This window comes from Gemmiger sp. An120 (assembly GCF_002160955.1).
In the GTDB taxonomy this organism is placed as follows: domain Bacteria; phylum Bacillota; class Clostridia; order Oscillospirales; family Ruminococcaceae; genus Gemmiger_A; species Gemmiger_A avium.
The window spans coordinates 100,587-120,226 of the sequence record NZ_NFLN01000001.1; the positions used below are offsets into that span (position 1 = coordinate 100,587).

Annotated in this window: 25 protein-coding genes; 15 read left to right on the forward strand and 10 right to left on the reverse strand. The window is 54.8% G+C overall.

The annotated features are described in order from the left end of the window. Positions 1 to 37 precede the first annotated feature (37 nt). The 7 genes from B5E65_RS16430 to B5E65_RS00455 all read right to left on the reverse strand — a co-directional run bounded on the left by B5E65_RS16430 (position 38) and on the right by B5E65_RS00455 (position 4,962). A complete protein-coding gene (locus B5E65_RS16430) occupies positions 38 to 1,609 on the reverse strand; it encodes a hypothetical protein (RefSeq protein ID WP_087169810.1) in 1,572 nt (523 codons plus the stop codon). After that, positions 1,602 to 2,309 carry an ABC transporter ATP-binding protein gene (locus tag B5E65_RS00435; protein ID WP_087169811.1) on the reverse strand — a complete coding sequence of 236 codons (708 nt, stop codon included), beginning with the start codon at positions 2,307 to 2,309 and terminating at the stop codon, positions 1,602 to 1,604. Before B5E65_RS00435 ends, B5E65_RS16430 begins: the two co-directional genes overlap by 8 nt. A gap of 32 nt (positions 2,310 to 2,341) precedes the next feature. Next, positions 2,342 to 2,521: a hypothetical protein gene (locus B5E65_RS00440; RefSeq protein WP_087169812.1), complete on the reverse strand. Its 180-nt coding sequence runs from the start codon at positions 2,519 to 2,521 to the stop codon at positions 2,342 to 2,344. A gap of 29 nt (positions 2,522 to 2,550) precedes the next feature. Then, complete coding sequence (locus tag B5E65_RS00445; protein WP_087169813.1) at positions 2,551 to 3,492, reverse strand: hypothetical protein; 942 nt, start codon at positions 3,490 to 3,492, stop codon at positions 2,551 to 2,553. 361 nt (positions 3,493 to 3,853) lie between these two features. After that, positions 3,854 to 4,375, reverse strand: a complete 522-nt coding sequence (locus B5E65_RS00450; RefSeq protein WP_087169814.1) for an XRE family transcriptional regulator — start codon at positions 4,373 to 4,375, stop codon at positions 3,854 to 3,856. 108 nt (positions 4,376 to 4,483) lie between these two features. Further along, the gene (locus B5E65_RS16130) at positions 4,484 to 4,630 is read right to left on the reverse strand and encodes a hypothetical protein (RefSeq protein WP_158098470.1); all 147 of its coding nucleotides are present in this window, start codon (positions 4,628 to 4,630) and stop codon (positions 4,484 to 4,486) included. 50 nt (positions 4,631 to 4,680) lie between these two features. Then, a complete protein-coding gene (locus B5E65_RS00455; RefSeq protein ID WP_143402932.1) occupies positions 4,681 to 4,962 on the reverse strand; it encodes an oxidoreductase membrane subunit in 282 nt (93 codons plus the stop codon). Between the two features lie 333 nt (positions 4,963 to 5,295). Here B5E65_RS00455 and B5E65_RS15940 point away from each other — a divergent pair, with 333 nt between their 5' ends. Then, positions 5,296 to 5,511: a hypothetical protein gene (locus B5E65_RS15940; RefSeq protein WP_071433763.1), complete on the forward strand. Its 216-nt coding sequence runs from the start codon at positions 5,296 to 5,298 to the stop codon at positions 5,509 to 5,511. A gap of 440 nt (positions 5,512 to 5,951) precedes the next feature. On the opposite strand, the gene B5E65_RS00465 is transcribed toward B5E65_RS15940, so the two are convergent. From B5E65_RS00465 to B5E65_RS16805, 3 genes are all read right to left on the reverse strand, one after another. Further along, positions 5,952 to 6,284 (reverse strand): hypothetical protein, encoded by a 333-nt coding sequence (locus tag B5E65_RS00465; RefSeq protein WP_087169817.1) that lies wholly within the window; start codon positions 6,282 to 6,284, stop codon positions 5,952 to 5,954. Between the two features lie 79 nt (positions 6,285 to 6,363). Continuing rightward, on the reverse strand, positions 6,364 to 7,041 hold the full coding sequence (locus B5E65_RS00470; RefSeq protein ID WP_087169818.1) for a DUF4367 domain-containing protein: 678 nt from the start codon (positions 7,039 to 7,041) through the stop codon (positions 6,364 to 6,366). Further along, entirely contained in the window at positions 7,038 to 7,283 is a 246-nt protein-coding gene (locus B5E65_RS16805; protein WP_481810344.1) for an RNA polymerase sigma factor, read from the reverse strand. Before B5E65_RS16805 ends, B5E65_RS00470 begins: the two co-directional genes overlap by 4 nt. A 95-nt stretch (positions 7,284 to 7,378) precedes the next feature. Here B5E65_RS16805 and B5E65_RS15945 point away from each other — a divergent pair, with 95 nt between their 5' ends. From B5E65_RS15945 to B5E65_RS00540, 14 genes are all read left to right on the forward strand, one after another. Next, on the forward strand, positions 7,379 to 7,603 hold the full coding sequence (locus B5E65_RS15945; RefSeq protein WP_143402933.1) for a hypothetical protein: 225 nt from the start codon (positions 7,379 to 7,381) through the stop codon (positions 7,601 to 7,603). 14 nt (positions 7,604 to 7,617) lie between these two features. Continuing rightward, on the forward strand, positions 7,618 to 8,145 hold the full coding sequence (locus B5E65_RS00480) for a hypothetical protein (RefSeq protein WP_242957442.1): 528 nt from the start codon (positions 7,618 to 7,620) through the stop codon (positions 8,143 to 8,145). Positions 8,146 to 8,147: 2 nt separating this feature from the next. Then, a complete protein-coding gene (locus B5E65_RS00485) occupies positions 8,148 to 8,510 on the forward strand; it encodes a hypothetical protein (protein ID WP_087169820.1) in 363 nt (120 codons plus the stop codon). 42 nt (positions 8,511 to 8,552) lie between these two features. Then, the gene (locus B5E65_RS00490) at positions 8,553 to 9,044 is read left to right on the forward strand and encodes a hypothetical protein (protein ID WP_087169821.1); all 492 of its coding nucleotides are present in this window, start codon (positions 8,553 to 8,555) and stop codon (positions 9,042 to 9,044) included. A gap of 71 nt (positions 9,045 to 9,115) precedes the next feature. After that, positions 9,116 to 9,571, forward strand: coding sequence for a hypothetical protein (locus B5E65_RS00495; RefSeq protein ID WP_087169822.1), 456 nt, complete (start codon positions 9,116 to 9,118; stop codon positions 9,569 to 9,571). A 10-nt stretch (positions 9,572 to 9,581) separates the two neighbouring features. After that, positions 9,582 to 11,105, forward strand: a complete 1,524-nt coding sequence (locus B5E65_RS00500) for a hypothetical protein (RefSeq protein ID WP_087169823.1) — start codon at positions 9,582 to 9,584, stop codon at positions 11,103 to 11,105. 379 nt (positions 11,106 to 11,484) lie between these two features. Continuing rightward, positions 11,485 to 12,342, forward strand: a complete 858-nt coding sequence (locus B5E65_RS00505; protein ID WP_087169824.1) for an NAD(P)/FAD-dependent oxidoreductase — start codon at positions 11,485 to 11,487, stop codon at positions 12,340 to 12,342. Further along, a complete protein-coding gene (locus B5E65_RS00510) occupies positions 12,339 to 13,214 on the forward strand; it encodes a YitT family protein (protein WP_087169825.1) in 876 nt (291 codons plus the stop codon). Before B5E65_RS00505 ends, B5E65_RS00510 begins: the two co-directional genes overlap by 4 nt. Before the next feature lie 10 nt (positions 13,215 to 13,224). Continuing rightward, positions 13,225 to 14,169, forward strand: coding sequence for a trigger factor (locus tag B5E65_RS00515; RefSeq protein WP_087169826.1), 945 nt, complete (start codon positions 13,225 to 13,227; stop codon positions 14,167 to 14,169). 34 nt (positions 14,170 to 14,203) lie between these two features. Beyond that, positions 14,204 to 14,518, forward strand: coding sequence for a thioredoxin family protein (locus B5E65_RS00520; RefSeq protein ID WP_087169827.1), 315 nt, complete (start codon positions 14,204 to 14,206; stop codon positions 14,516 to 14,518). Between the two features lie 348 nt (positions 14,519 to 14,866). Next, positions 14,867 to 16,609, forward strand: coding sequence for an ABC transporter ATP-binding protein (locus B5E65_RS00525; RefSeq protein WP_087169828.1), 1,743 nt, complete (start codon positions 14,867 to 14,869; stop codon positions 16,607 to 16,609). Next, complete coding sequence (locus B5E65_RS00530; RefSeq protein WP_087169829.1) at positions 16,606 to 18,360, forward strand: ABC transporter ATP-binding protein; 1,755 nt, start codon at positions 16,606 to 16,608, stop codon at positions 18,358 to 18,360. The genes B5E65_RS00525 and B5E65_RS00530 overlap by 4 nt, the downstream gene beginning before the upstream one ends. Beyond that, positions 18,357 to 18,848: a hypothetical protein gene (locus B5E65_RS00535; protein WP_087169830.1), complete on the forward strand. Its 492-nt coding sequence runs from the start codon at positions 18,357 to 18,359 to the stop codon at positions 18,846 to 18,848. Before B5E65_RS00530 ends, B5E65_RS00535 begins: the two co-directional genes overlap by 4 nt. Positions 18,849 to 18,921: 73 nt before the next feature. Beyond that, the gene (locus B5E65_RS00540; RefSeq protein WP_158098472.1) at positions 18,922 to 19,617 is read left to right on the forward strand and encodes a LytR/AlgR family response regulator transcription factor; all 696 of its coding nucleotides are present in this window, start codon (positions 18,922 to 18,924) and stop codon (positions 19,615 to 19,617) included. Positions 19,618 to 19,640 lie beyond the last annotated feature (23 nt).

Below are 19,640 nucleotides of genomic sequence, written 5' to 3' on the forward strand. Positions count from 1 at the left end.
CCTGATGGAAGACACCAGCTGTTTTTCTTCAGTATCCTTATGTTCGAAGCCGGAAAGTTCGAGGTGCGTATTTATAGACCAGCACACTGGCAACTGCGCAGTACAGCACGCAAAAGGCGATGCATGCAACACCGAACACCAAAATGGGCAGCCGAAGATTCATCAGGGCGTAACATCCCACATACGTCAGGACCATGACGATGCGGTAGGTACCACTTTTCATCTCCGTCCCCGCCGTGTAGGGCTGGAGCAGATAGTAAACGGTGAGATAGTGGATAGAGAAAAAGACACTCATAGCTGTCACGGAACACACCAGGACTACATAGTTCAATGGATTTTCCGTGCCACCGGACACATACAGAATCGCCGAGAGCCCGGCGCCGATGACCAGAGCCGGCACGGCATTGATTTTGATGATTTCCCGCGACCGGATCTGAAACAGCCTCAGCACAAACTTGGGTTGCTTGTAGAACGAGTATGTCAGCAAACTGTGGTCACAGTTCATAAACAGCGCATTGGTGAAGCCAGTGCCACGGTTGATCAGGTACATAATAAAGGCAAAGTAAGGAAGCCAAGTCATAACCATCTCGTTGATGTCTGCCTTCAACTCTGGTTTGAAGGCCATGAGAAACAGAACTCCACAACAGAGGATGGCACAGATCCCAGCGATCCGGAGCGTTGAGCGCCACAGAATCTTGCGATGCCGCTTGATGAACAGCTCGTTGAGAAATTCAAATCCATTTTTCTGACTGGTGATGGTGAGATCTGCGGAGATAACTTTTTCATTCGCGGTTTTCACCGCCTTCTGAACCGCATCAATTTGGGTAAACAGACCAGCCAGCAGTTCCTGAGTGATCTCCCGATAATAACGGAATAAGAGGATCTGGCGGAGCCCCAGTAATCCTGCCGGGATGCAGAGGACCCACAGAACAGCAGATACCTTGAGCGGCAGCACGGCCCCAACCAGCAAGGGCAGATAGGCCAGAGCCAACAGGACGGCAGTCAGCAGCCATGGCCATTTTTTCCATTTGCTGTCGTTGCGTACATGGCCGGTTTGCGCATAGTCCCACAGAGAATAGGAATCCACCGCCAGCTTTGTTCCTGCAACGGCAAACGGGATCAACAGACACAGCCATAAAGGGACTTCCCGGCCAAGACCGAACACAAGTACCCATGGTAGGAAACCGACAATTCCCTTTAATAGGTAATATCCGTAATTGACCAGAGTGTACTCCCGGGCATTCATTCGAAGCAGGATCATGGCATAGTATTTGTCCCGTGTTGCATCGAACATATTGGTGTGCATGAAAGAGCCTATCAGCGTCAGAAGCAATAGGACGTGCAGAAATGCCTCTTTGGACTGAAGCTCCGGACGGATCAGTTCCAAACCGCAGACCATAATAAAGAAGTAGAGGTACTTGAAGAGAAAAATGGTGATCAGTTCCCAGAGCGCCGTCAGAACATTGGCAAAGACCTTCAATCCGCGCACTTGATACAGAGTTTCCGGCAAAAGGCGTTTCAGCAGCGGGATCTGTTTGAGAGAGTGCAGGATGGCATTCACCCGATAGGTGTTCTTTAGGGAAAAGGATAGCCGCAATGTATTAAGCATAGGATTCCTCTTTCAGTGCCGCAATAATTTTTTCTTTAAATTCCTGATTGTCCAGATTGGATTTCTCTACGACCTCCAGCACACCATGGCTGAGGAGCACAATTTCATCGCACAGATCCAAGGCCAGATCCATGATGTGGGTAGAGAAAATGGTGATTTTGCCATCCTTTTGGGAACGGAGCAGCTGTTTCATCTCCTCTGCCACCACCACATCCAGAGATGTGAGCGGCTCATCCAGCAGCAATATCTTGGGCTGGGCAATGATGTTGATGAGCATCTGCATTTTGTTTTTCATGCCATGGGAGTAATCCTTCAGCAGCTTGTCCCGGTCTTCTGGAGCAATGCTCATCATGTCAAAGTATTCGTCCAACGACCGGAGATTTTGAATGGAAGAGGCGTTGATGTCAAGAAAGAACTTCAAGAACTCGCGCCCGGTAAGAAATTCAGGTACTGTCGGGGTGGAGAGCACATAGCCGATGTCTTCGGCGGAGATTTCTCTGGGCGTACCGTTTTCATCCAGGAAAAAAGTGCCGCCATCAGCCCGGATGTCTCGATTTAGACAGTTGAAGAGCGTGGTCTTACCGGCGCCGTTTCGGCCCAACAGACCGTAGATTTTGCCCTCCTCAAAAGTGAATGTGATCTCTTTCAAAACCTCCTTTTTCTCAAAATGCTTTGAAAGATGGTCAATGACAAATCTCATACAAATCTCCTTGTGATTATGTGGAATTACTCTTATTGGATGCGAAACCCGTTGGAAGACTTTTGGAACACAAAATCCATTTTCTCGTTCTGATTTGTGAACACCAATTGCTCATAGTCGTCGCCTTCTTCTTCATGAAATGAAACGATGTGTTCATTTTGGCTGATCCAGAGTTTATATACTTCCTGTGTTACGGTATTTGATTTCTCCATTATCTCCTCCTCTTAGTGTACGCAATGCTTTACATGGATACGTTTGCGACCAACTGTGCCACTTCCTGAGAACAGTGGCAAATCTCCACGTCTGTCTGATTCATCAAAACTTGCAGACGATCCAATACGATGCTGATCTGACTTTTTGTCTGATGCACTTGCTCCTGTGACTGTTGGATCTGGTCCAGCACAGCCCAATCGGCAAAAATTCCGTCGAAGAAATAATCGGCCACCCGCAGGAAACCATCAATGGTGACCCGAATCTCTGCATCGATCGTCACATCGGCCAGTTCCGTTTTGAAGCGGCGCAGCTGGGTTTGCAAGGTTTCCACAGATGCCTGGGCCTCGTCCAGATGGCTGTGCTTCACAAGATCTGTGAGCAGACCGCCGCCAACGAGATCCCAGGTTCCCCAGCCTTCCGCACTGTCCAGTTCCGACAGGATCTGATCCACACAAGACAGAGCAGCGCTGCCGGCATCCATCGCCTCCTGCAATTCCTGTTTCTGGCTCATCAAATAGCCTTTCCGCTCCTCCAACTGGAGGATCTTTTCGGCAGTGCTTCCGCCCGCTGATTTTACTGCCGCAGTCTTTTCCTGTAGGATGGAGGCATAGCGATTCTCACATCCCTGGAGCGAGTCCAGTTCAGCCTCATACCGTTTCAAATCTTCTTCAATACCAGACAGCTCTCTGGCGGCTGCATCATACTTCACTCGCGCCGCATAGGCCTCCTGCCGCTCCTGCGTCAATTTCTCATCCATCTTCCCGATGACATTGTAGAAGAACGCAGACAGGCTCCGCCCCTCCAATCGCTCCACATCTGCCTGTTCGTCAGCCATAATCTGCTGGAGTTCTTGCGCACGGGCCGCATAGGCCTCCCGCTGAACACGCAGTTCCTCAATAGAGGCCACTAGCTTTTTCTTTCGGGCACACTGAGCCTGAAGCTGGCGCAGTTGTTCATCATAACAGTTCATAGATGATCGTTTCTTCCTCTCCGTTCTATTGAATACCAATTCTTTCCGTGTACAGAAAAGGGGCTTCACTGCTCTGTGAAACCCCAAACATAGCCGATATGAGATACCCTATCTTCAACCAACTTTTGCATGATGATCTCGATCCCAAGCGCTTTTGCGTATGCGGGGTTTCTTTGGAGCATGTCCATCAAATGGAGTGCTTGCATTCTTCTCCTCGCATCCATGTTATCACCTCACAGAAAACAGTTTTTGTACTGTTAGCTGATGAATTCATTGTATCAAGAAATATTGTACATCGCCAGCACAGAATCAGCAAAATAGAGGTGCTTATTTCCACTGACGCAGCAAATTTCGACGATGATTACCGTTTCTCCAGTTTCTCTTTGTATGCCTGATACCGCTCTGCGTCGATGGCGCCGGTAGCCAGCATACGTTCTGCCCAGAGCTGCAAAGTCTCTACGGTTATTGAGATGCGTTCCAGCTCCTGTTGAATGAAAATGAAATCCGCCAGCTCATCCTCACTGATGGCTCCGTCTGCAGTGATCTCAATCAGCCGATCCTTCTGCTTGTTCATAGAGTTGAGAGAAGCCAGCATTTCCAGAACGATCTGCGAAAGATCCTTGACTTTGACCTCTGGGACATACTGCTGCCCGATCGGGCACTGATTGGCGCAGTAATAGTTACAGAGGTTGGGTTGTTTATACTTTTCTGCCATCAGCAGGACTTCATCCGGATGCGGGAGAGACCGCTCATTCTCTATTTTTTCAATGCGTTCAGGAGGAAGAGATTCCAGCAGATCGCTGGCTGTTTCTCTGGTTAGATGAAGCGCCTCCCGAATTCTTTGGTAGATGTTCTTGTTCGCTTTTGTGGAAACTCTGGCCATAACGAAGCACCCTCGCTTTGTGTGATCTTAAATCTCATTATACGGTGTTTCGCCAGAGAGAGCAATTTGTATTTTTCGTGTTACACTTCAAATATTGCAGACGCAGTGCTACTTCTCTTTGTCACGCATGAAAAATCCGATGATTGCAATGAAGAGTCCTGCGATTCCTCCCACAATAGCGATAATATTACTAATCGATAGAGCAATCGCAGCCACGATAACTGCAATTCCCAATAACATGGTTTTCTTTCCCATCTTTCTTACCTCACTGAGGAATCACCCTGCTGTTAAGTACAGGATATGCTTCATCCAATCCCAAATTTTACGATCAGCCCAATAGCGATACAGATAATACCGGCAACCCGGGCAAGTTGGCGTCCACGCTTATCATCAAAACCTTCCGGGTATACAGGATGGAAAATCCACATCAACCCATATATGATCCAGGCGGCGTTCATAAAGAAACTTTTTTGTAGAGTAAACGAGAGCGTGCAGCTTACAATGGCAATAATAACGCCCCAGAATAACTGGGCTTTGAAAGTAAATTTGTTTCTCATATAATCACCTGCCAGTAAGCGATTTGTCAAGGGTTTTTCCCCCTGAAAAGCACACATTTTGAAAGAGAGGGGCTTAAGCCCCTCTTGGCCACCATAAAGCACTGAAGCTGGTAGCACCGAAGCCGGTCCTTTGACGGCTCCCAGCTTCGGTGCTACCAGCAGGACGTGGGCCCGCTGGAGCGTCCCCCTCGGAGAGCGCACGGCTGCCGTCAGGCAGTACCTCCGCCCGCTTGCGGGTGGTGAGTAAGTGCGCCCTAGGTATAATTACTTTCTGGCCAGGGACAACTTGAAAGCGATTTCCTTTATGTGTTATAATTAAGAACAAACAGGGCAACAAATTAGAAGCTGTGGAGGCGGCCATTTATGAAAAATAAAATTTTTAAATATATTGGATTGGAAGTTCTTTTATTGCTTGCTTTGATGCTATGTGGAACTATTGTTGTAAAAATATTCAATGTTGCGCTGAAATTGCAGTTTGAAAGCATAGGGACTACAGGGTTTATCGCAGGATTATGCGCTTGGCTTATATTGTTGATTGGCTGGGGCATAAAAGCAGCTAAAGCAAAAAGGAACAAGTAACTTCCCATTTGTCGGGGGGCCGAATAAGATGGGGCATGGCGCTTCCCGTAGCGCCATGCCCCGTTGCATATATGACTCCTTTCCCTCTGCTGGTTATCACTTTTGCCACAAATGAACCGTCAGCCGATGTAATGTAGTAGGTAGCGTAAACCACCCTTTATACAGTAACTCCCAATAGATGCATCTATTATTTTTTTTTGCAAAAATAAGTTTCGTACACGCAAATGATGAACCCAACTATTCCCATAGCGCAAAAAATTATGTACGGAACCAGCAGTTCATTGCCGAGCAGGGCAGCATAGGTGCCGGTCATTCCGTTGTAATTAAATCGGTTCATGGACAGATACAGGCTCAGAATCAAGTATCCTATACTTCCCACCAAGAACAACATAATTCCAAAATGCTTTCTTTCCATCCTCACAAATACCTCTAATTAAGTGTTAAGTGTCCTTCCAGCGCTTTTCTCTAATATGCTTAATCCATCCACGTATCAACCACACATACACGCAGACTGCGACAATAGCAGCACTGAGCAATAGGGAGATACCCTTGCTTATCTGCCCATTCAGGAGAAGATCGACTCCAACAAAGAGAAATAGTCCAACCAAGAGCAGATAAGCCAAAATGCAGGTTATCAAAAAGATTCGGCAGAAGCTGCCTAAGATACTTCTTGTCTTTGTGGAACTGGAGGCCTGAAATGCCCCCATCATTATGAACTCGATGGCAAGGAAAAAGACAAAAAGGATCACGACAAAAAAGATTGTGTTACCCATACTTGCCTCCCAATCAATAACATAGAGAAATATTTTGACATCAAGTTTTGAGTCAAAGCTTTATATACTGCCAATTATTCTACGGGGTCACAGTAATCGATTCTGCAATTTTGACCATTTCATCTTTGGTCAGTGATGCCGAAATGCAGAACAGAATAGTCCCATCTTCAGACTGCCACACCAAAGCATTTGCATTTTGGGGATCGGCATCCAGGTAGAGATCAGCTTCCTGTGTTCCCACGATTACCTTCTCTGTGGTCATGTTATCTGAAACCAAAAAGAGGCTTGTGGCGTCTGCACCGGAGGAGCACATGAAATGAATCATTTCACCGCTTCCGTTGCTATAAGTTCTGTAAGAAGTGTTTCCTAAAGATTGTGCGTTAGTTTCCTCATATCCATCGGGTAACCATGTGGGAGCAAAACTGGTCGTCTTTTCTTCATCAGTGGCCACCCCATTAAACCGATACTCCACATAGTTTTGATATTGATGCCGTATCCAGGCAAAAAAGGCACCGCGGGCCTCTGCGTCCACTGTGAGCCATGAGGCACTGATCAGTGTTACGGCGACTAGGAAGCATGCAACGCGCTGCATATATTTATATACCACGGGATGGCGTCCTCGGCGGATTACATGCCTCATTTTGCGCTCAAACTCAGAGGAAAACTGGTGGTCACAATCCTCTGGGCTCGGCAACGATTCGCGGATGGCCTGATCGGCTTCAGCAGCGGCAATTCTCAGCATTTCATCGGTGATCACAATCTGTCCTCCTTTTCATACAGCTCTCTTAATCTGTTCTTGGCGCGCTGGTTAAGTTTCGATGCTGCCGAAAGGGACAGTCCAAGGATTGCAGCCACTTCCTTTACACTATACCCCTGATAGTATCGGAGCAGGATCACTTCACGATACCGTGCGGGGAGTTTAAGGATACAGGCGGCAAGCGTGTTCTCACCTTCATAAATAGCAGTAACCCCTGGCAGGTCATCACTTAACTCAACCACCTGGCGCTTTTGGCGCCGCCGATACAAGTCTATCGCTTTGTTCTCAGCTATTTCTGGAGTTACCTCAATATACCGATGGGCGAGCCAGGCAAATTATGGACTACATCCAATCAGCACTGCTCCAGACTGATTGCGTGGAAATTTGGAATGTATGGCTCCTGGGCTACTGGGAATACGATGAAAGGCCGTATATCCGAAAAAGAACGCTCCGGATGGAGGAACTGACCATAGGTGACATGAAAGAAATCATCAGCGCCGAGAACTGGGACAACAACGATAACAATCGGCCATCATTTTACTGTTTGGAGATTACAGGATAAAGGCGGTGAACACTTTGGGAACCTTTCTTATTGACGTTGACGAATTCACTTGGATTTGCGGGCCGGAGGATGATCCTGAAGATCTCTGCCTCCACGGCCATGTTACGGTAAGGATTGGGGATGCCGCGCTGGAGTATGACGGAACCGTCAGCGCGACAGCGCTTTATCTGCTGAAAACCTTGACTGAGGATAAGGTCATGTCAGAACATGATATTCAGATGGTTCCGTGCTGCGGTCATTTTCTAATTGCGAATAAGGATTTATCTCAGGTAACGATTTCTGGATGCGATAATGGATTGGACTGGTCTGTCATCCACGAAAACGATGGGGTTCGGCTTATACTCCCATCCGGTCAGTCAGAATGGATATCGCTGCGTGAATATCAAGCAGAAGTGCTCCACTTTGCAGATAAGGTGGCGGGCTACTATCAGTCCTGCCAACCGAAAAAGATCCCAGAGGATGAGTTTACCAGAAACGGCTACATAGCGTTTTGGAATGAATGGCGTTGGCGGTATGCGAAAGCCACCCTGCAGGAGGAATAACCATGAAAGAAAGAACGATTGGCAATTTATCTCTGGCTGCAGTCCTAGCTTCCTATCTCATACTTCGATACCTGTTGTTTGACTTGCATGGCATGAAGGAGTTCCCCTTCATTCTTTGCCTGGCAGGTGTGCTTCTAATTGTGTTCACCGGCATAATAAGAAAAAACAAGGTCTCGCCGCCTTTGATTGCGCTCGGCTACATTGGCGGGTTTGTTGCTGGCGCTTTGTTCAGTTATGACTACGGCGAAGGCTTGAACAATCTGTGGATAATCTGGATGTGGTGTTTTGTGGTGGCAAGTCTTTTCGGTATGATCGGCGACCTGATCCTAAAAAACGGTCAAAGCAGAAATAGTTTGATGTCTTGAGTCGAAAAATGTTGTATCTAAGAGTAAGGAGAATTAAGAACTATGAAAAAGACAGCCTTTTCTTTAGCAATTCTATTTTTCCTCTTCGCTTTTTCAGCGTGTGGTTCAAAAAGTGTACAAGAAACCGTTTCAGCAGAGCTTGGCATTGATGCATCGGGCGGAAAAGAAATATCTGCTACGGATACGCATGGCGGCTTCCACGGCGATGGGGTCTCGAGCGTTGCCCTCAGTTTCAGCGATCTTAGTGTTCTGGATGAAATTAAAGGGAATGCGGAGTGGAAGGCATTCCCACTGGACGAAACAGTACAGGCTCTGGTGTATGGAGTGAACGATGAAACAAGCAGTATTGGGCCATTTATCAACGACGGGACCGGCAATCCGCTTGTGCGAGAAATCCAAAATGGCTACTACATCCTGATAGATCGCCAGAAAGACCAAGAGACTGACATTTTGGAGCGCTCCTCTTTCAATGTCACGGTTGGACTGTATGATACCGACACCAATACTTTGTACTACTGTACACTTGATACTTGAGACATTGTTATTATAATATGCCACAAAATCTTTGCTGCAGGGTTCACGGACAAATAAATGAGGAGTGCCTTATGGAGCGTAAGAATATAGAAGATGTTCTGCCAGGATTGATTAGTGAACTCAAGTCTGAGCCTTATCCCGTGGAAGATGCCGCCAAGCAATGGTTCGTGGAACTGGATGGCACCGAGGAAACCAACAGCAGGTGGCAAATCCATGTGTTCAACGCTTTGAAAACCGCGAAGACATTTGAGATCCACTGCTGGGCAGATGAAACGGAGTGCATAGATCTGGCGCTCCAATACGGGAAGCAAAAAGATTCCGATTGGCAGTATGGGAAGATCATCACCGGCGATGTGACACCGAAGTTTTGTGATTTTCTGCTGGGGCTTCCCAAACCCACAGACACAGAACTATATAACAAAATGACGCCGTTCTTCACGATCTCACTTGATAACGGCTTTTGGTCGGAGCATTACGGCACAGAGCTGATCAGCACTGGTCGGCAGGCCAGTGCTGGTTATGAATGAGGAAAAATCAATGGAATGGACCTATCGGAACTTTACCAAAAAGAGCATTGACCTGGCGCTCTTGGGGGTTGAAAAGCGCGCCGGGGATGAAACCTATTTCTGCACCCCCAAGGGGGCCAAAATCATCGGCTGGGCGGGTGTGGATGGCATCCACTACTGCCTGATCCGCGGCTTTGGGGAGATGGTGTTTGCCATCAGCCCGATGAATGTTGCTCCGAACTATGTTCATCCGCTGGCCCGGACTTTTTCGGACTTTCTGCGGCTGCTGCTGGCCTGCGGCAGCTGCGATACGCTGGAACAGGCATGGCAGTGGGACGAGTCGCAGTTTCAAACATTTCTTGCAAAAAATCCCCCCACTCAAGAGCAAACGGAAGTGCTGGAGCAGCTGGCCCAGCAGACCGGCCTCGCTCCCATGGAACACCCATGGCAGTATCTCCACGAGGTACAGAGCGGGTTTGCTTACGACAAAATCAAATTCACGGAAGATTATTATGACCTGGACATGAATCCAGATGCCCCGCAGCCGCCACCAAAGTGGGAGGTCTCCTTCGACGGTGGGTTCAGGAGCAGTCGTCAGGGACGCCCTGGGAAAGAATTGCCCATCCGCAAGGAATTCGACTGGGCTGGATACCACTGGGCGATCCCATCCATCTATCTCTGCGGCAAGGGGATTGTAATGGACTTTTGTATGCGGGTGGAGACCGCTGCAATCCGCGACTTCTTGAACAAATGGGACCTTACTCCGGAAAACGAGACAGAGCGGCAGTTCACTCAGGAGCAGCAGATGCAGCTGGATCTGGACAATCCCCTCCACATGGATTTTCATTCTCTGCTCCATTTGAACGGAAAGGAGCTGCATTCCACCCACGGCTATGGGACCTCCTATAATCCGTGCCTGGGGCCTGAGTGTGTGGTGGAGGACGAGGCCAAGCGTACCGTGGAGCACTATGGATTGGATTTGAACTATGCATGGGTCATCCTGCGATCCTCTTATCCCTGGGCAACCAAGCGGAAGCCAGAAATCCGCCAACTCTCTGTCACCTTGCTCCCGGATGCAGTTTCCGTACCTGGTCCGCATTTTCGGCTCAGCACTCCAGGGGATACGGTTCGTTTCTCGTATGACGGCCAGGAGTATATTCTGACCTTGCAGGAGTATGAGGCACAGGAAATGAACTGGAGTCTGATGCCGGATACAGAGCTGGAGTATCCAAGCCACTATGTGGCCATGAGCTATACCATCACACCGGAGCCTCCAGATGGTGTGATGGACATTGCAGACTGCAATGAAGGGGACCGCCCCCGGCAGGCCCCGCCGGCCCCGGGTCAGCCCACCGCTGCCTCATGCGCCATGGTAGTTGGCATTATCGGCGGTGCAGACGGTCCTACGGCCATTATTTATGATCAGCAAAAACAAGGAAAGCTCCATGCGGCTTGCTCCTCTCTGCATTTTAAGCCTGTGGAGCAGGTGGAGTGGAGAATCGTTTTTCGTGAGCACCGGAGCTTTTCTGCGGAAATTGACTTGTTATCCCGGTGATTCATCATAAATAGTACGAATGGAAAGCGATTTGTCAAGGGGGCTTTTTCTTTCCGTGACAAAATATGCCCGCCCCATTGGATAACCATAGCAATTCGGTAGCTTTTCCAAATCGGCCCGCATGTCCAAAATGTCGGCCGATGCCTGGTGGGCAGGGCGCTTGTGAGGAAAGGTGGGAGACTTGACAAAATATGCGCCATACAGATCCGGCGCCGAAGGGCAAATCGAAGGGCCAAATGAAAAAGTTCAAACGCCGGCGGCCCCTGAGCCTCGCCCCGGCAAAATAAGCCGGATTTCGGACGAGATAGACAATCCCCCTTGAGCGGCGGCAGCGGGCCCTGTATACTGCATAATAAAAGATGGACAGGAGGCGCCGTTCATGTGGGATTTGCTGATCGTGGGCACCGGCCCGGCCGGGGTATCTGCCGCGTTGACCGCCAGGGCCAGGGGGCTTTCGTTCCTCTGGTTTGGCAGCCGTCGGCTCAGTGACAAGGTCGAAAAGGCAGAGCGTATCCTGAATTACCCCGGCCTGCCCCGGGTGACCGGCCGGGAGCTGCGGGACGCTTTTCTGCGGCAGGTGGATGATCTTGGCGTCCCAATCCAGCAAGCACGGGTGGCGGCGGTCTACGAGATGGGCGGGCACTATGCTGTCTGCGCCGGGCCGGATTTCTATGAAGGGCGCTGCCTGATCCTGGCCACCGGCGTGGCGGCACGCGGGCAGATCCCCGGCGAAAACCGGCTGCTGGGCAAGGGGGTCAGCTGCTGCGCCACCTGCGACGGCGAGCTGTACCGCGGGCGGAACATCGCGGTGGTGTGCGAAAGCCAGAGCCTGGAGGAGGACGTCCGCTTTTTGCAAAGCGTGGCGGGCCATGTGGAACTGTTCTGCACCTACGCGGGCGGTCTGGCCGATACACCGGGCTGCCACAAAGGCCGGCCCCAGACCATCGAGGGGGACGACCGGGTGACCGGGGTGCGCTGGGCGGATGCGACCCTCCCGGTGGAGGGCGTGTTCTGCCTGCGGGAAACGGTGGCCCCGCAGGCGCTCCTATCCGGCCTTGCCATGGAAAACGGCCATATCCAGGTGGACCGGGCCCAGCGCACCAACCTGCCCGGCTGCTTTGCCGCCGGGGACTGCACCGGCCGCCCCTACCAGTACGCCAAGGCAGTGGGCGAGGGCAATGTGGCGGTGCACAGTGCGCTGGCTTTCCTGGCACAACCGCAGGAGGAGCCGCGATGAAACCCGGCTGGCTGGGCTACCTGGGGCGGCTGGCGGGCGTGCTGGCCGGCAATGCGCTGCTGGCCTACGGGGTGGCAGCGGTCTACCTGCCTGCCGGGCTGGCGGTGGGTGGCGCCACTGGCGTAGGGCTGATCCTCCACACACTGTTTGGGCTGGACACCGCTGTGTCCGTCTTTGTGCTGAACCTGGGCCTGTTGGTGGCCGGATGGATCTGCATCGGGCGGGAGTTTGCTATCAACACAGCGGCCGGGTCGCTGGCCTATCCAGTGTTTCTGGGGCTGTGCCAGCGTTTGCCCGCCTTTTCCCTGCTCGAAACCGACCGCTTCGCGGCCCTGGTGTGCGGGGCCTGCTTTGTGGGGGCCGGCGTGGGGGTTACACTGCGGGCCGGCGCTTCCACCGGCGGCAGCGACTCGCTGGCCATGATCCTGCACCGAACCATCCGGCTGCCGGTAGCGGGGGTCAAAATGGCCGCTGACTACGGCGTGATGGCCATGGCGTTCTGGATGGCTGGCGGGCGCAACCTCTGGTTCAGCGTGATGGCCCTGGCCATCGAAACTTTTGTGATGAACCGGACCATGGTGGCAGGCGCCGCCCAGCTTCAGCTGCTGGTGATCTCCGACCACTACGAGGAAATCCGGCAAGCCCTGCTTTGCGAGGCGCAGGCCGGCGTGACAATGCTCCACGCAGACACCGGCCTGCGGCGGACGCCGGGCAGCGTGGTGTTCTGCGTCATCCCCAACAAGAAGCTGTACGGCGTCAAGGCGGCCATCCGCCGCATCGACCCCGGCGCATTTTTGACCATCGCCGCCGTCCGGGAAGTGCAGGGCCAGGGGTTCACCGCCGCGCGCATCCCCCTGCCGGTGGGAAAATAGGAGGAAACGTATGCAATCCAAACTTGTTGCCGCCAAGGACTACCATGAAGTGGCTCTGGACATCCCGGCGTTTGTGCCCGACCAGGCCGCTCTGCAAAAAGAGCTGGACCGGCTCCGCAACCCGTATGTGACCTGGGAGCCGGGCGGCACGGCGGCTGCCGGCGATATGGTCCGCTGTTCGCTGCACTCTGCGCTGCCGCGCTTTCAAAAAGACAGCATCCGCTTTGTGGCGGGCAGCGGGATGTACAATCCAACGCTGGAAGCCCTGGCCATCGGCATGCAGGCCGGCGAGACCCGCACGGCGACCTTGCCGGAGGGCGAGGTCGCCCTGACCGTGCAGGCCGTGCAAAAGCGGGTTGTGCCCGCGCTGACCGACGAGATGGCCGCCGCGTGCAAGCTGCCGGGGGTGCGCACGGTGGCCGGGTACCGGCGCTACCTGCTGGCGCAGCAGCGGGACAAAGCCGCCGCGCAGGCCGCCTGGACGCTGGCCGCCCGGATCAAGCGGGCGGTGCTGGACGGGTCCGCGTTTGTGCTCTGCAAGGCGGACTGGAAGCAGGCGGTGGAGCGGGAGCTGGACCGCTGCCGTGCCATCGCCCGGCAGAGCGGCATGGTGCTGGAACAGATGACCCCCGAGCAGTTTGCCGGGAACATCCCGGTCAAAAGCTACGCCGAACTGGTGGCCATGACCCAGGACACCTGCTTTGATAGCCTGCGCTGCTGCCTGCTGGGGCAGCATTACGCCCAAAACGACGGCTTTGCCGTGACTGAGGCGGGCTACGCCGCGTTCCTGCAGGACTACGCCGCCACCTGGCATACCACCGCGGAGGAGGCCCGGGCCGCCATGCCCAAAGAAACCTATACATTCAACCAGTACGCTGCCCATGCCGAGGAGGTCTGGCGCGCCCACGCGGACCGGCTGTACCGGGACAAAAACCCGCTGCCCGACGCGGAATGACCCATCCCCATGAAACACAACAGGAGGCACCCCTATGATTCAACAGGCCAACAGCGAAAACTTTGAAAGCCTTGTCCAAGACGGTTTTGTGATCGTCGATTTTTACGGCACCACCTGCGTGCCCTGCAAGCTCTTTGCCCGCATTCTCGAGGATTTGGACGCCGAGATCCCATTTTTGAACATCGTCAAACTCAACACCACCGAGAACCCCGGCCTGGCCGAACAGTACGGTATCCGGGCGGTGCCCACCGTCCAGTTTTACAAGGACGGCAAGCTGGTTCACAGCCAGGTGGGTGTGATGCAGCCGCAGCAGGTCAAGGACGTGATCGCCCGGTACATGTATGACTGAGCCCTGCGGCGGAAAGCGGCAGAATAGACCCGCAATCGGACAGAATCGACACCGCTGCTGTTTTCCCGTGTAAAAATGTGGTAAAATAAAGCCAATAACCAAGCCGGTCGTCTGGGAAAGGATGTGTGCAGGATGAAAGCGGCAGCCCTCACACAGCCACACCCGGCGCCGCCGGCCCCTGTCGCCCGAACGCTTGACCGGGCGCAGGCAGGACAGTAAAGTCAATGGAGACCCAGCCAGTTTTGTGCGCGGCTGCGGCGCCCCCGGCCACCGGGCGCGCCGCGCCCGCAAAACCGGCGGGTCTCGCTTGCTTTCCGGGGCATTGCCGGAAAGGGAAGGGAGGAGCAAATGGAACAGAACGCATTGTTCCGCAAGCGGTACGGAAGTTTTCGGCGCTTTTTTGTCATGCTGGGCAAGGCGCGGCTGCCTTATCTCTGGATCGTGGGGTATCTGGCGGTATCGGCCCTCATTGCCAACGTGAGTGTCAGCACGACCGAATACAGCGCCGCGCTGTTCGCCGGCCAGGTGGGCCTTTTCGCCGTCGTGCTGCCCTACCTGTTTTTTACGCTGCTGTCGCTGGTGATCGGCTCCATTTCCAGCCTGACAAGCAACCTGTGCCTGGCGCGGATCGACCGGAACCTGCGGCGAATGGTATGGAAAAAGGTCGTGCATCTGCCGCTGCAATTCTATGAGGCCAACAACCCCAAGGAACTGCTCAGCCGCATCACCACCGATGTGACCAGCATCAGCACCCTGATCATGCAGGTGCTTTTGCCGGTGTTTACCACGGCGTACTCCAGCCTGCTGATGCTGGGGCGCGTTTCCAGCTATGACCAGCGGCTGATGTGGGCGCTGGTGATCGTGCTGCCCGTCAACATCCTGATCTCCTTTGTGCTGGGGCGGATGCGCTTTGGCGTGGCGGACCTGATCAACCGGCGCAACGCACAGCTGACCGCGGCCATCGCGGAGCGGGCCAACAATATGCTGCTGATCAAGTCGATGGGCACCGAGGAAAAAGAAGCGGTCGCCGGCGAAGCACGGATGAAAGCCTCCTACCAGGCCGAGGTGACCGACCTGTGGGTGCGCGGCCTGGCGCTGCCGATCAACGCCATCGCCAGCGCGCTGCAAAGTGTGGCGATCATCCTGGCGGGCCGCGCCTTTTACAGCACCGGCGCACTGGACCTGACCCAGTGGATCGCCTACTATGGGTTTGCGATCCAGCTCACAAACATCCTCAGCAACTACTGCAATTCCTGGTCCAACTTCAAGGGGGCGCAGGGGTCTGTGGACCGCGTGTCCCAAATCATGGACGAGCGGGAGGAGCCGTTGGACGAGGGCTGTGCTGCGGAAGTGCTCCGGGGGAACATCTCGCTGCGGGACGTGTGCTTTTCCTACGGGGACAAACCACTGTTTACCGGCCTGAGCGCCGAGATCCCGGCAGGAAAAATTACCGCGATTGTGGGCCCCTCCGGCAGCGGCAAGACAACGCTGCTGAACCTGATCGACCGGCTGTACCCGCTGGCGAAGGGGACCATCGCCGTGGGCGGACAGGACATTGCCGGTATCTCCCTGCACAGTTTCCGCCAGGCCGTTGGGTATGTGACGCAGGAGAGTGTGATGTATTCCGGCACCATCCGGCAAAACCTGCTGTATGGTTTGGACCGCACGCCGGACGACCGGGAACTGGACCGGGTCTGCAAGGCCGTGGGCATTCTGGATTTTGTGCGGGAGCAGCCGGAAGGCTACGACACACCGGTTGGGGAAGCCGGGGCCAGCCTGTCCGGCGGGCAGCGGCAGCGCTTCTCGGTAGCGCGGGCACTTTTGCAGAAGTCGGACATCCTGCTGCTGGACGAGGCGACCGCCGCCATGGACATAGCCGGCAAGGACTGCGTCTGGAAGAGCATCCGCACCCTGATGGCCGGTAAGACGGTGGTGTATGTGGCCCACGACGCCCAGACGCTGCAAAACGCCGACTGGATCCTGGTGCTGGAACACGGGACGGTCACCGCGGCGGGCGATCGCCAGACGGTTTTGCAGCAAAGCGCGTTCTGCCGTGAAATGATGGACCTGAAAGGAGGGGCCTCCGCATGAAAAACAAGCAGAAAGCCAAGTTCTCCTTTGGGGCGTACCTGTCCTTTTTCACCCGCTTCCCGATCCCGTGGTGGCTGTTTTTGCTCTCGCTGCTCCTGGGGTTTGCCAACACCGAGGTCGTGCTGGCCGTTTCCAACTATCTGATCCGCATCAACAAGGGTGAGCTGTACAACGGGGTCATCATCGGCTATGCGCTGATGAACGTTTTCAACGCCCTGCTCAGCATGCTCATCAACCTGACCGGCGGGTACGGCAGCGCCCTGGTCACACTGCGGGCGCGCAAACTGCTCTGGCGCAAGATCCTCCACCTGCCCATGCGGGAGGTGGAGCGCCGCCAGCCCTCCGCCCTGATCTCCGGCCTGGTCAACGACATCACCCAGGCCAGCCTGGTGGTCCAGATGGCCTTCAACACCATTGTGTCCCTGTACAGCTTTTTCCGCTGCTGCTGGGAGATGTACCGCTTTGACGGCACGCTCTCGCTGTACATGCTGCTGTTGCTACCCATCGCGGTGCTGGTGTTTGCACTTGTGGGCCATCTGCAATACCAGATGATGCTCCGGCGGTACGACAGCCTGAACGTGATGACCACCTTTTTCTCCGAGCATATCTCGGCGGCCAAACACGTCAAGGCCCAGGCAATGGAGGACCTGGAGATGGCGGAGGGGCTCAAAGCCATTGATTCGCGGTACAAGGCCGACCTCTACTACGCCTTCATGGTGGCGGTCCAGACGCTGTCCAACTCCCTCTACAACACCATCGGCACCATCGTCATCGCGCTGTGCGGGTCGGATCTGATCCGCCAGGGCAAAATGCCCGAGACCGGCATCAACGATTTCTCCACCTACAAGGGCCGGGTGGACCAGTATACGGCGGAGGTGCTGACCCACTACCAGACCCTCAAGGGCACCCAGGGCGCTTTGCAGTATGTGGGCGTGCTGCTGGACGGCCCGGAGGAGGACCCCCAGGCCGGCAATCCGCTGCCGGACAAACAAACGGCGCAGGATATCCGGCTGGAGCGCGTCTCGTTCGGCTACATTCCCCAGCAGCCGGTGCTGCACGATTTGTCCTTCACGATCCCCCATGGCAAGGTGACGGCCATCATCGGCAACAACGGCTCGGGCAAATCCACCCTGCTCAAACTCCTCCAGGGCATCTATGCGCCGGACAGCGGCCGTATCTGGCTGGGCAGCACGCCGGTGGACAAGTCGAAGCCCTGCGAACTGCGGCGGCAGTTCGGGTATATCCTGCAAAATAACCCGCTCTTCTCCGGGTCGGTCCGCGACAACATCGCCTACGGCGAAACCGGCTCGGCCGACCAGCGCCGGGTCGAGCAGGCGGCCCGCCTGGCCGATGCCGACGGCTTTATCCGCCAGTTGCCAAACGGCTATGACACCGACGTGGGCGCGGCGGGCGCGCTGCTGTCCGGCGGGCAGCGGCAGCGAATCGCCATTGCGCGGGCCCTGTACATCCGCCCCACCTACCTGCTGATGGACGAAGCCGGGGCCAGCCTTGACCACCGCAGCGACGCGGCGATCTTCCGCACGGTGCGCGAGGAACTCAAGGGCCACACCATCCTTGTGGTGGCGCACGATATGCGCACGGTGATGGATGCTGACTTGATTGTTGTGCTGAACCGCGGCGAGCTGGAAGCCACCGGCACCCACGACGAACTGCTGGCGGCCAGCCCCACCTATCGGGACTATCTTGCGAAGCAGGGCTTTGCCCTGCCCGGGGAGGAGGCGGCGAAATGAAACGCTTTACGGTGATCTTCTCGATCCTGCTGGTGCTGTGTTTTGGCGGCACCCTCGCCTATGTGGCCGCCACGCCGGATTTCGTGCCGCCGTCCGCCGCCGTACCGGCGGCGCAGGCGGAGGACCCGGACGCCCCCGTCTGGGACGAAACGATGGACAACCTTCTTGCCTGTTTGGAAGAGAAGGGGCTGATCAGCGGGGAGCGCCTCACGCTGGCCAGCGACGGGCTGTGCTCGCTGGCCGTCTCGGAGAGCGGAGCCGAGTTCTACTGGTGGGACCTGGATGCGCTGGACAAGGACAGCGCCGAGTACGCCGCCTATGAAAGCCTGAAAACTGAGGGCAGCATCGACCTGTTCAACAGCGGCAGCCTGATCTCCCCGGCCAGCAACGGCCCGTTCGCGCTGCTGACAACGGGCTACACCGGCGACGTGGACGCGCTGACCGATGCGTTTATGGCCTTTGGGCAAAGTGAAACAAAAGCGGGGTGAAGAGATGAAAATGCGGGCTCTTCTCGTCGAAAGCGATCAAAAACGCAGGGCGCAACTGTGGAACCTGCTGCGCATGTATCAAGTGTTTACACTGGCAGGCGAGGCGGACACTTCGGAGGAGGCTGTGACCCTGCTCCAGAAGCAGAAGGTGGATGTTGTATTTTGCAACCACCAGCCGGCCCCGCCCAACCGCACCAGCACGGGGGATTGGTTGGCCACGGTTCTCGCCCAAAACCAGCCGGACATACAGGTCGTGATGTACGCCGACACCACAGAGTGGGCGTTTGAAGCCTACCGCAGCCAGTGCGCCGGCTACCTGCTGCTGCCCTTCGACCCGCTGGCGCTGCAGGCGCTGGTCAACCGCCTGCGCTATGTGTTCGATTTGCAGCAGACCAAGCGGGAAGCCGCCAACCGCAGCCTGCTCATCAAAACGCGCAGCGGCTACCAGCTCACGCCGGTCATCGACATTTTGTTTGTCGAGCGCAGCAACCGCAAAAACCGCATCGTCACCCAGTCCGGCACCGAGATCCACCCGCTGGGCTACACGATGAACCAGTTGGAACAGATGCTGGAGGGGTGCGGCTTTTACCGGTGTTACCAGTCCTTTATCGTCAACCTGTCCAAGGTTTCCTTCATCCGGGCGGATGGCAACAGCAAAACCTATGCCATCCAGTTTGACGGCTATGACGGCGAAATCCTGCTCAGCCGCGACAAATACCCCGAACTGCTCACCCTGCTGAAAGAAAAATACGCCAACATTGACTTTTGAACAACCGGCCTGCCGGGGACATC

Excerpts from the sequence above, each read along its gene's own strand:
- B5E65_RS16430 (WP_087169810.1), bottom strand. The coding sequence starts at position 1,609 with ATGCTTAATACATTGCGGCTATCCTTTTCCCTAAAGAACACCTATCGG.
- B5E65_RS00435 (WP_087169811.1), bottom strand. The coding sequence starts at position 2,309 with ATGAGATTTGTCATTGACCATCTTTCAAAGCATTTTGAGAAAAAGGAG.
- B5E65_RS00440 (WP_087169812.1), bottom strand. The coding sequence starts at position 2,521 with ATGGAGAAATCAAATACCGTAACACAGGAAGTATATAAACTCTGGATC.
- B5E65_RS00445 (WP_087169813.1), bottom strand. The coding sequence starts at position 3,492 with ATGAACTGTTATGATGAACAACTGCGCCAGCTTCAGGCTCAGTGTGCC.
- B5E65_RS00450 (WP_087169814.1), bottom strand. The coding sequence starts at position 4,375 with ATGGCCAGAGTTTCCACAAAAGCGAACAAGAACATCTACCAAAGAATT.
- B5E65_RS16130 (WP_158098470.1), bottom strand. The coding sequence starts at position 4,630 with ATGGGAAAGAAAACCATGTTATTGGGAATTGCAGTTATCGTGGCTGCG.
- B5E65_RS15940 (WP_071433763.1), top strand. The coding sequence starts at position 5,296 with ATGAAAAATAAAATTTTTAAATATATTGGATTGGAAGTTCTTTTATTG.
- B5E65_RS00465 (WP_087169817.1), bottom strand. The coding sequence starts at position 6,284 with ATGGGTAACACAATCTTTTTTGTCGTGATCCTTTTTGTCTTTTTCCTT.
- B5E65_RS15945 (WP_143402933.1), top strand. The coding sequence starts at position 7,379 with ATGGACTACATCCAATCAGCACTGCTCCAGACTGATTGCGTGGAAATT.
- B5E65_RS00485 (WP_087169820.1), top strand. The coding sequence starts at position 8,148 with ATGAAAGAAAGAACGATTGGCAATTTATCTCTGGCTGCAGTCCTAGCT.
- B5E65_RS00490 (WP_087169821.1), top strand. The coding sequence starts at position 8,553 with ATGAAAAAGACAGCCTTTTCTTTAGCAATTCTATTTTTCCTCTTCGCT.
- B5E65_RS00495 (WP_087169822.1), top strand. The coding sequence starts at position 9,116 with ATGGAGCGTAAGAATATAGAAGATGTTCTGCCAGGATTGATTAGTGAA.
- B5E65_RS00500 (WP_087169823.1), top strand. The coding sequence starts at position 9,582 with ATGGAATGGACCTATCGGAACTTTACCAAAAAGAGCATTGACCTGGCG.
- B5E65_RS00505 (WP_087169824.1), top strand. The coding sequence starts at position 11,485 with ATGTGGGATTTGCTGATCGTGGGCACCGGCCCGGCCGGGGTATCTGCC.
- B5E65_RS00510 (WP_087169825.1), top strand. The coding sequence starts at position 12,339 with ATGAAACCCGGCTGGCTGGGCTACCTGGGGCGGCTGGCGGGCGTGCTG.
- B5E65_RS00515 (WP_087169826.1), top strand. The coding sequence starts at position 13,225 with ATGCAATCCAAACTTGTTGCCGCCAAGGACTACCATGAAGTGGCTCTG.
- B5E65_RS00520 (WP_087169827.1), top strand. The coding sequence starts at position 14,204 with ATGATTCAACAGGCCAACAGCGAAAACTTTGAAAGCCTTGTCCAAGAC.
- B5E65_RS00525 (WP_087169828.1), top strand. The coding sequence starts at position 14,867 with ATGGAACAGAACGCATTGTTCCGCAAGCGGTACGGAAGTTTTCGGCGC.
- B5E65_RS00530 (WP_087169829.1), top strand. The coding sequence starts at position 16,606 with ATGAAAAACAAGCAGAAAGCCAAGTTCTCCTTTGGGGCGTACCTGTCC.
- B5E65_RS00535 (WP_087169830.1), top strand. The coding sequence starts at position 18,357 with ATGAAACGCTTTACGGTGATCTTCTCGATCCTGCTGGTGCTGTGTTTT.
- B5E65_RS00540 (WP_158098472.1), top strand. The coding sequence starts at position 18,922 with ATGTATCAAGTGTTTACACTGGCAGGCGAGGCGGACACTTCGGAGGAG.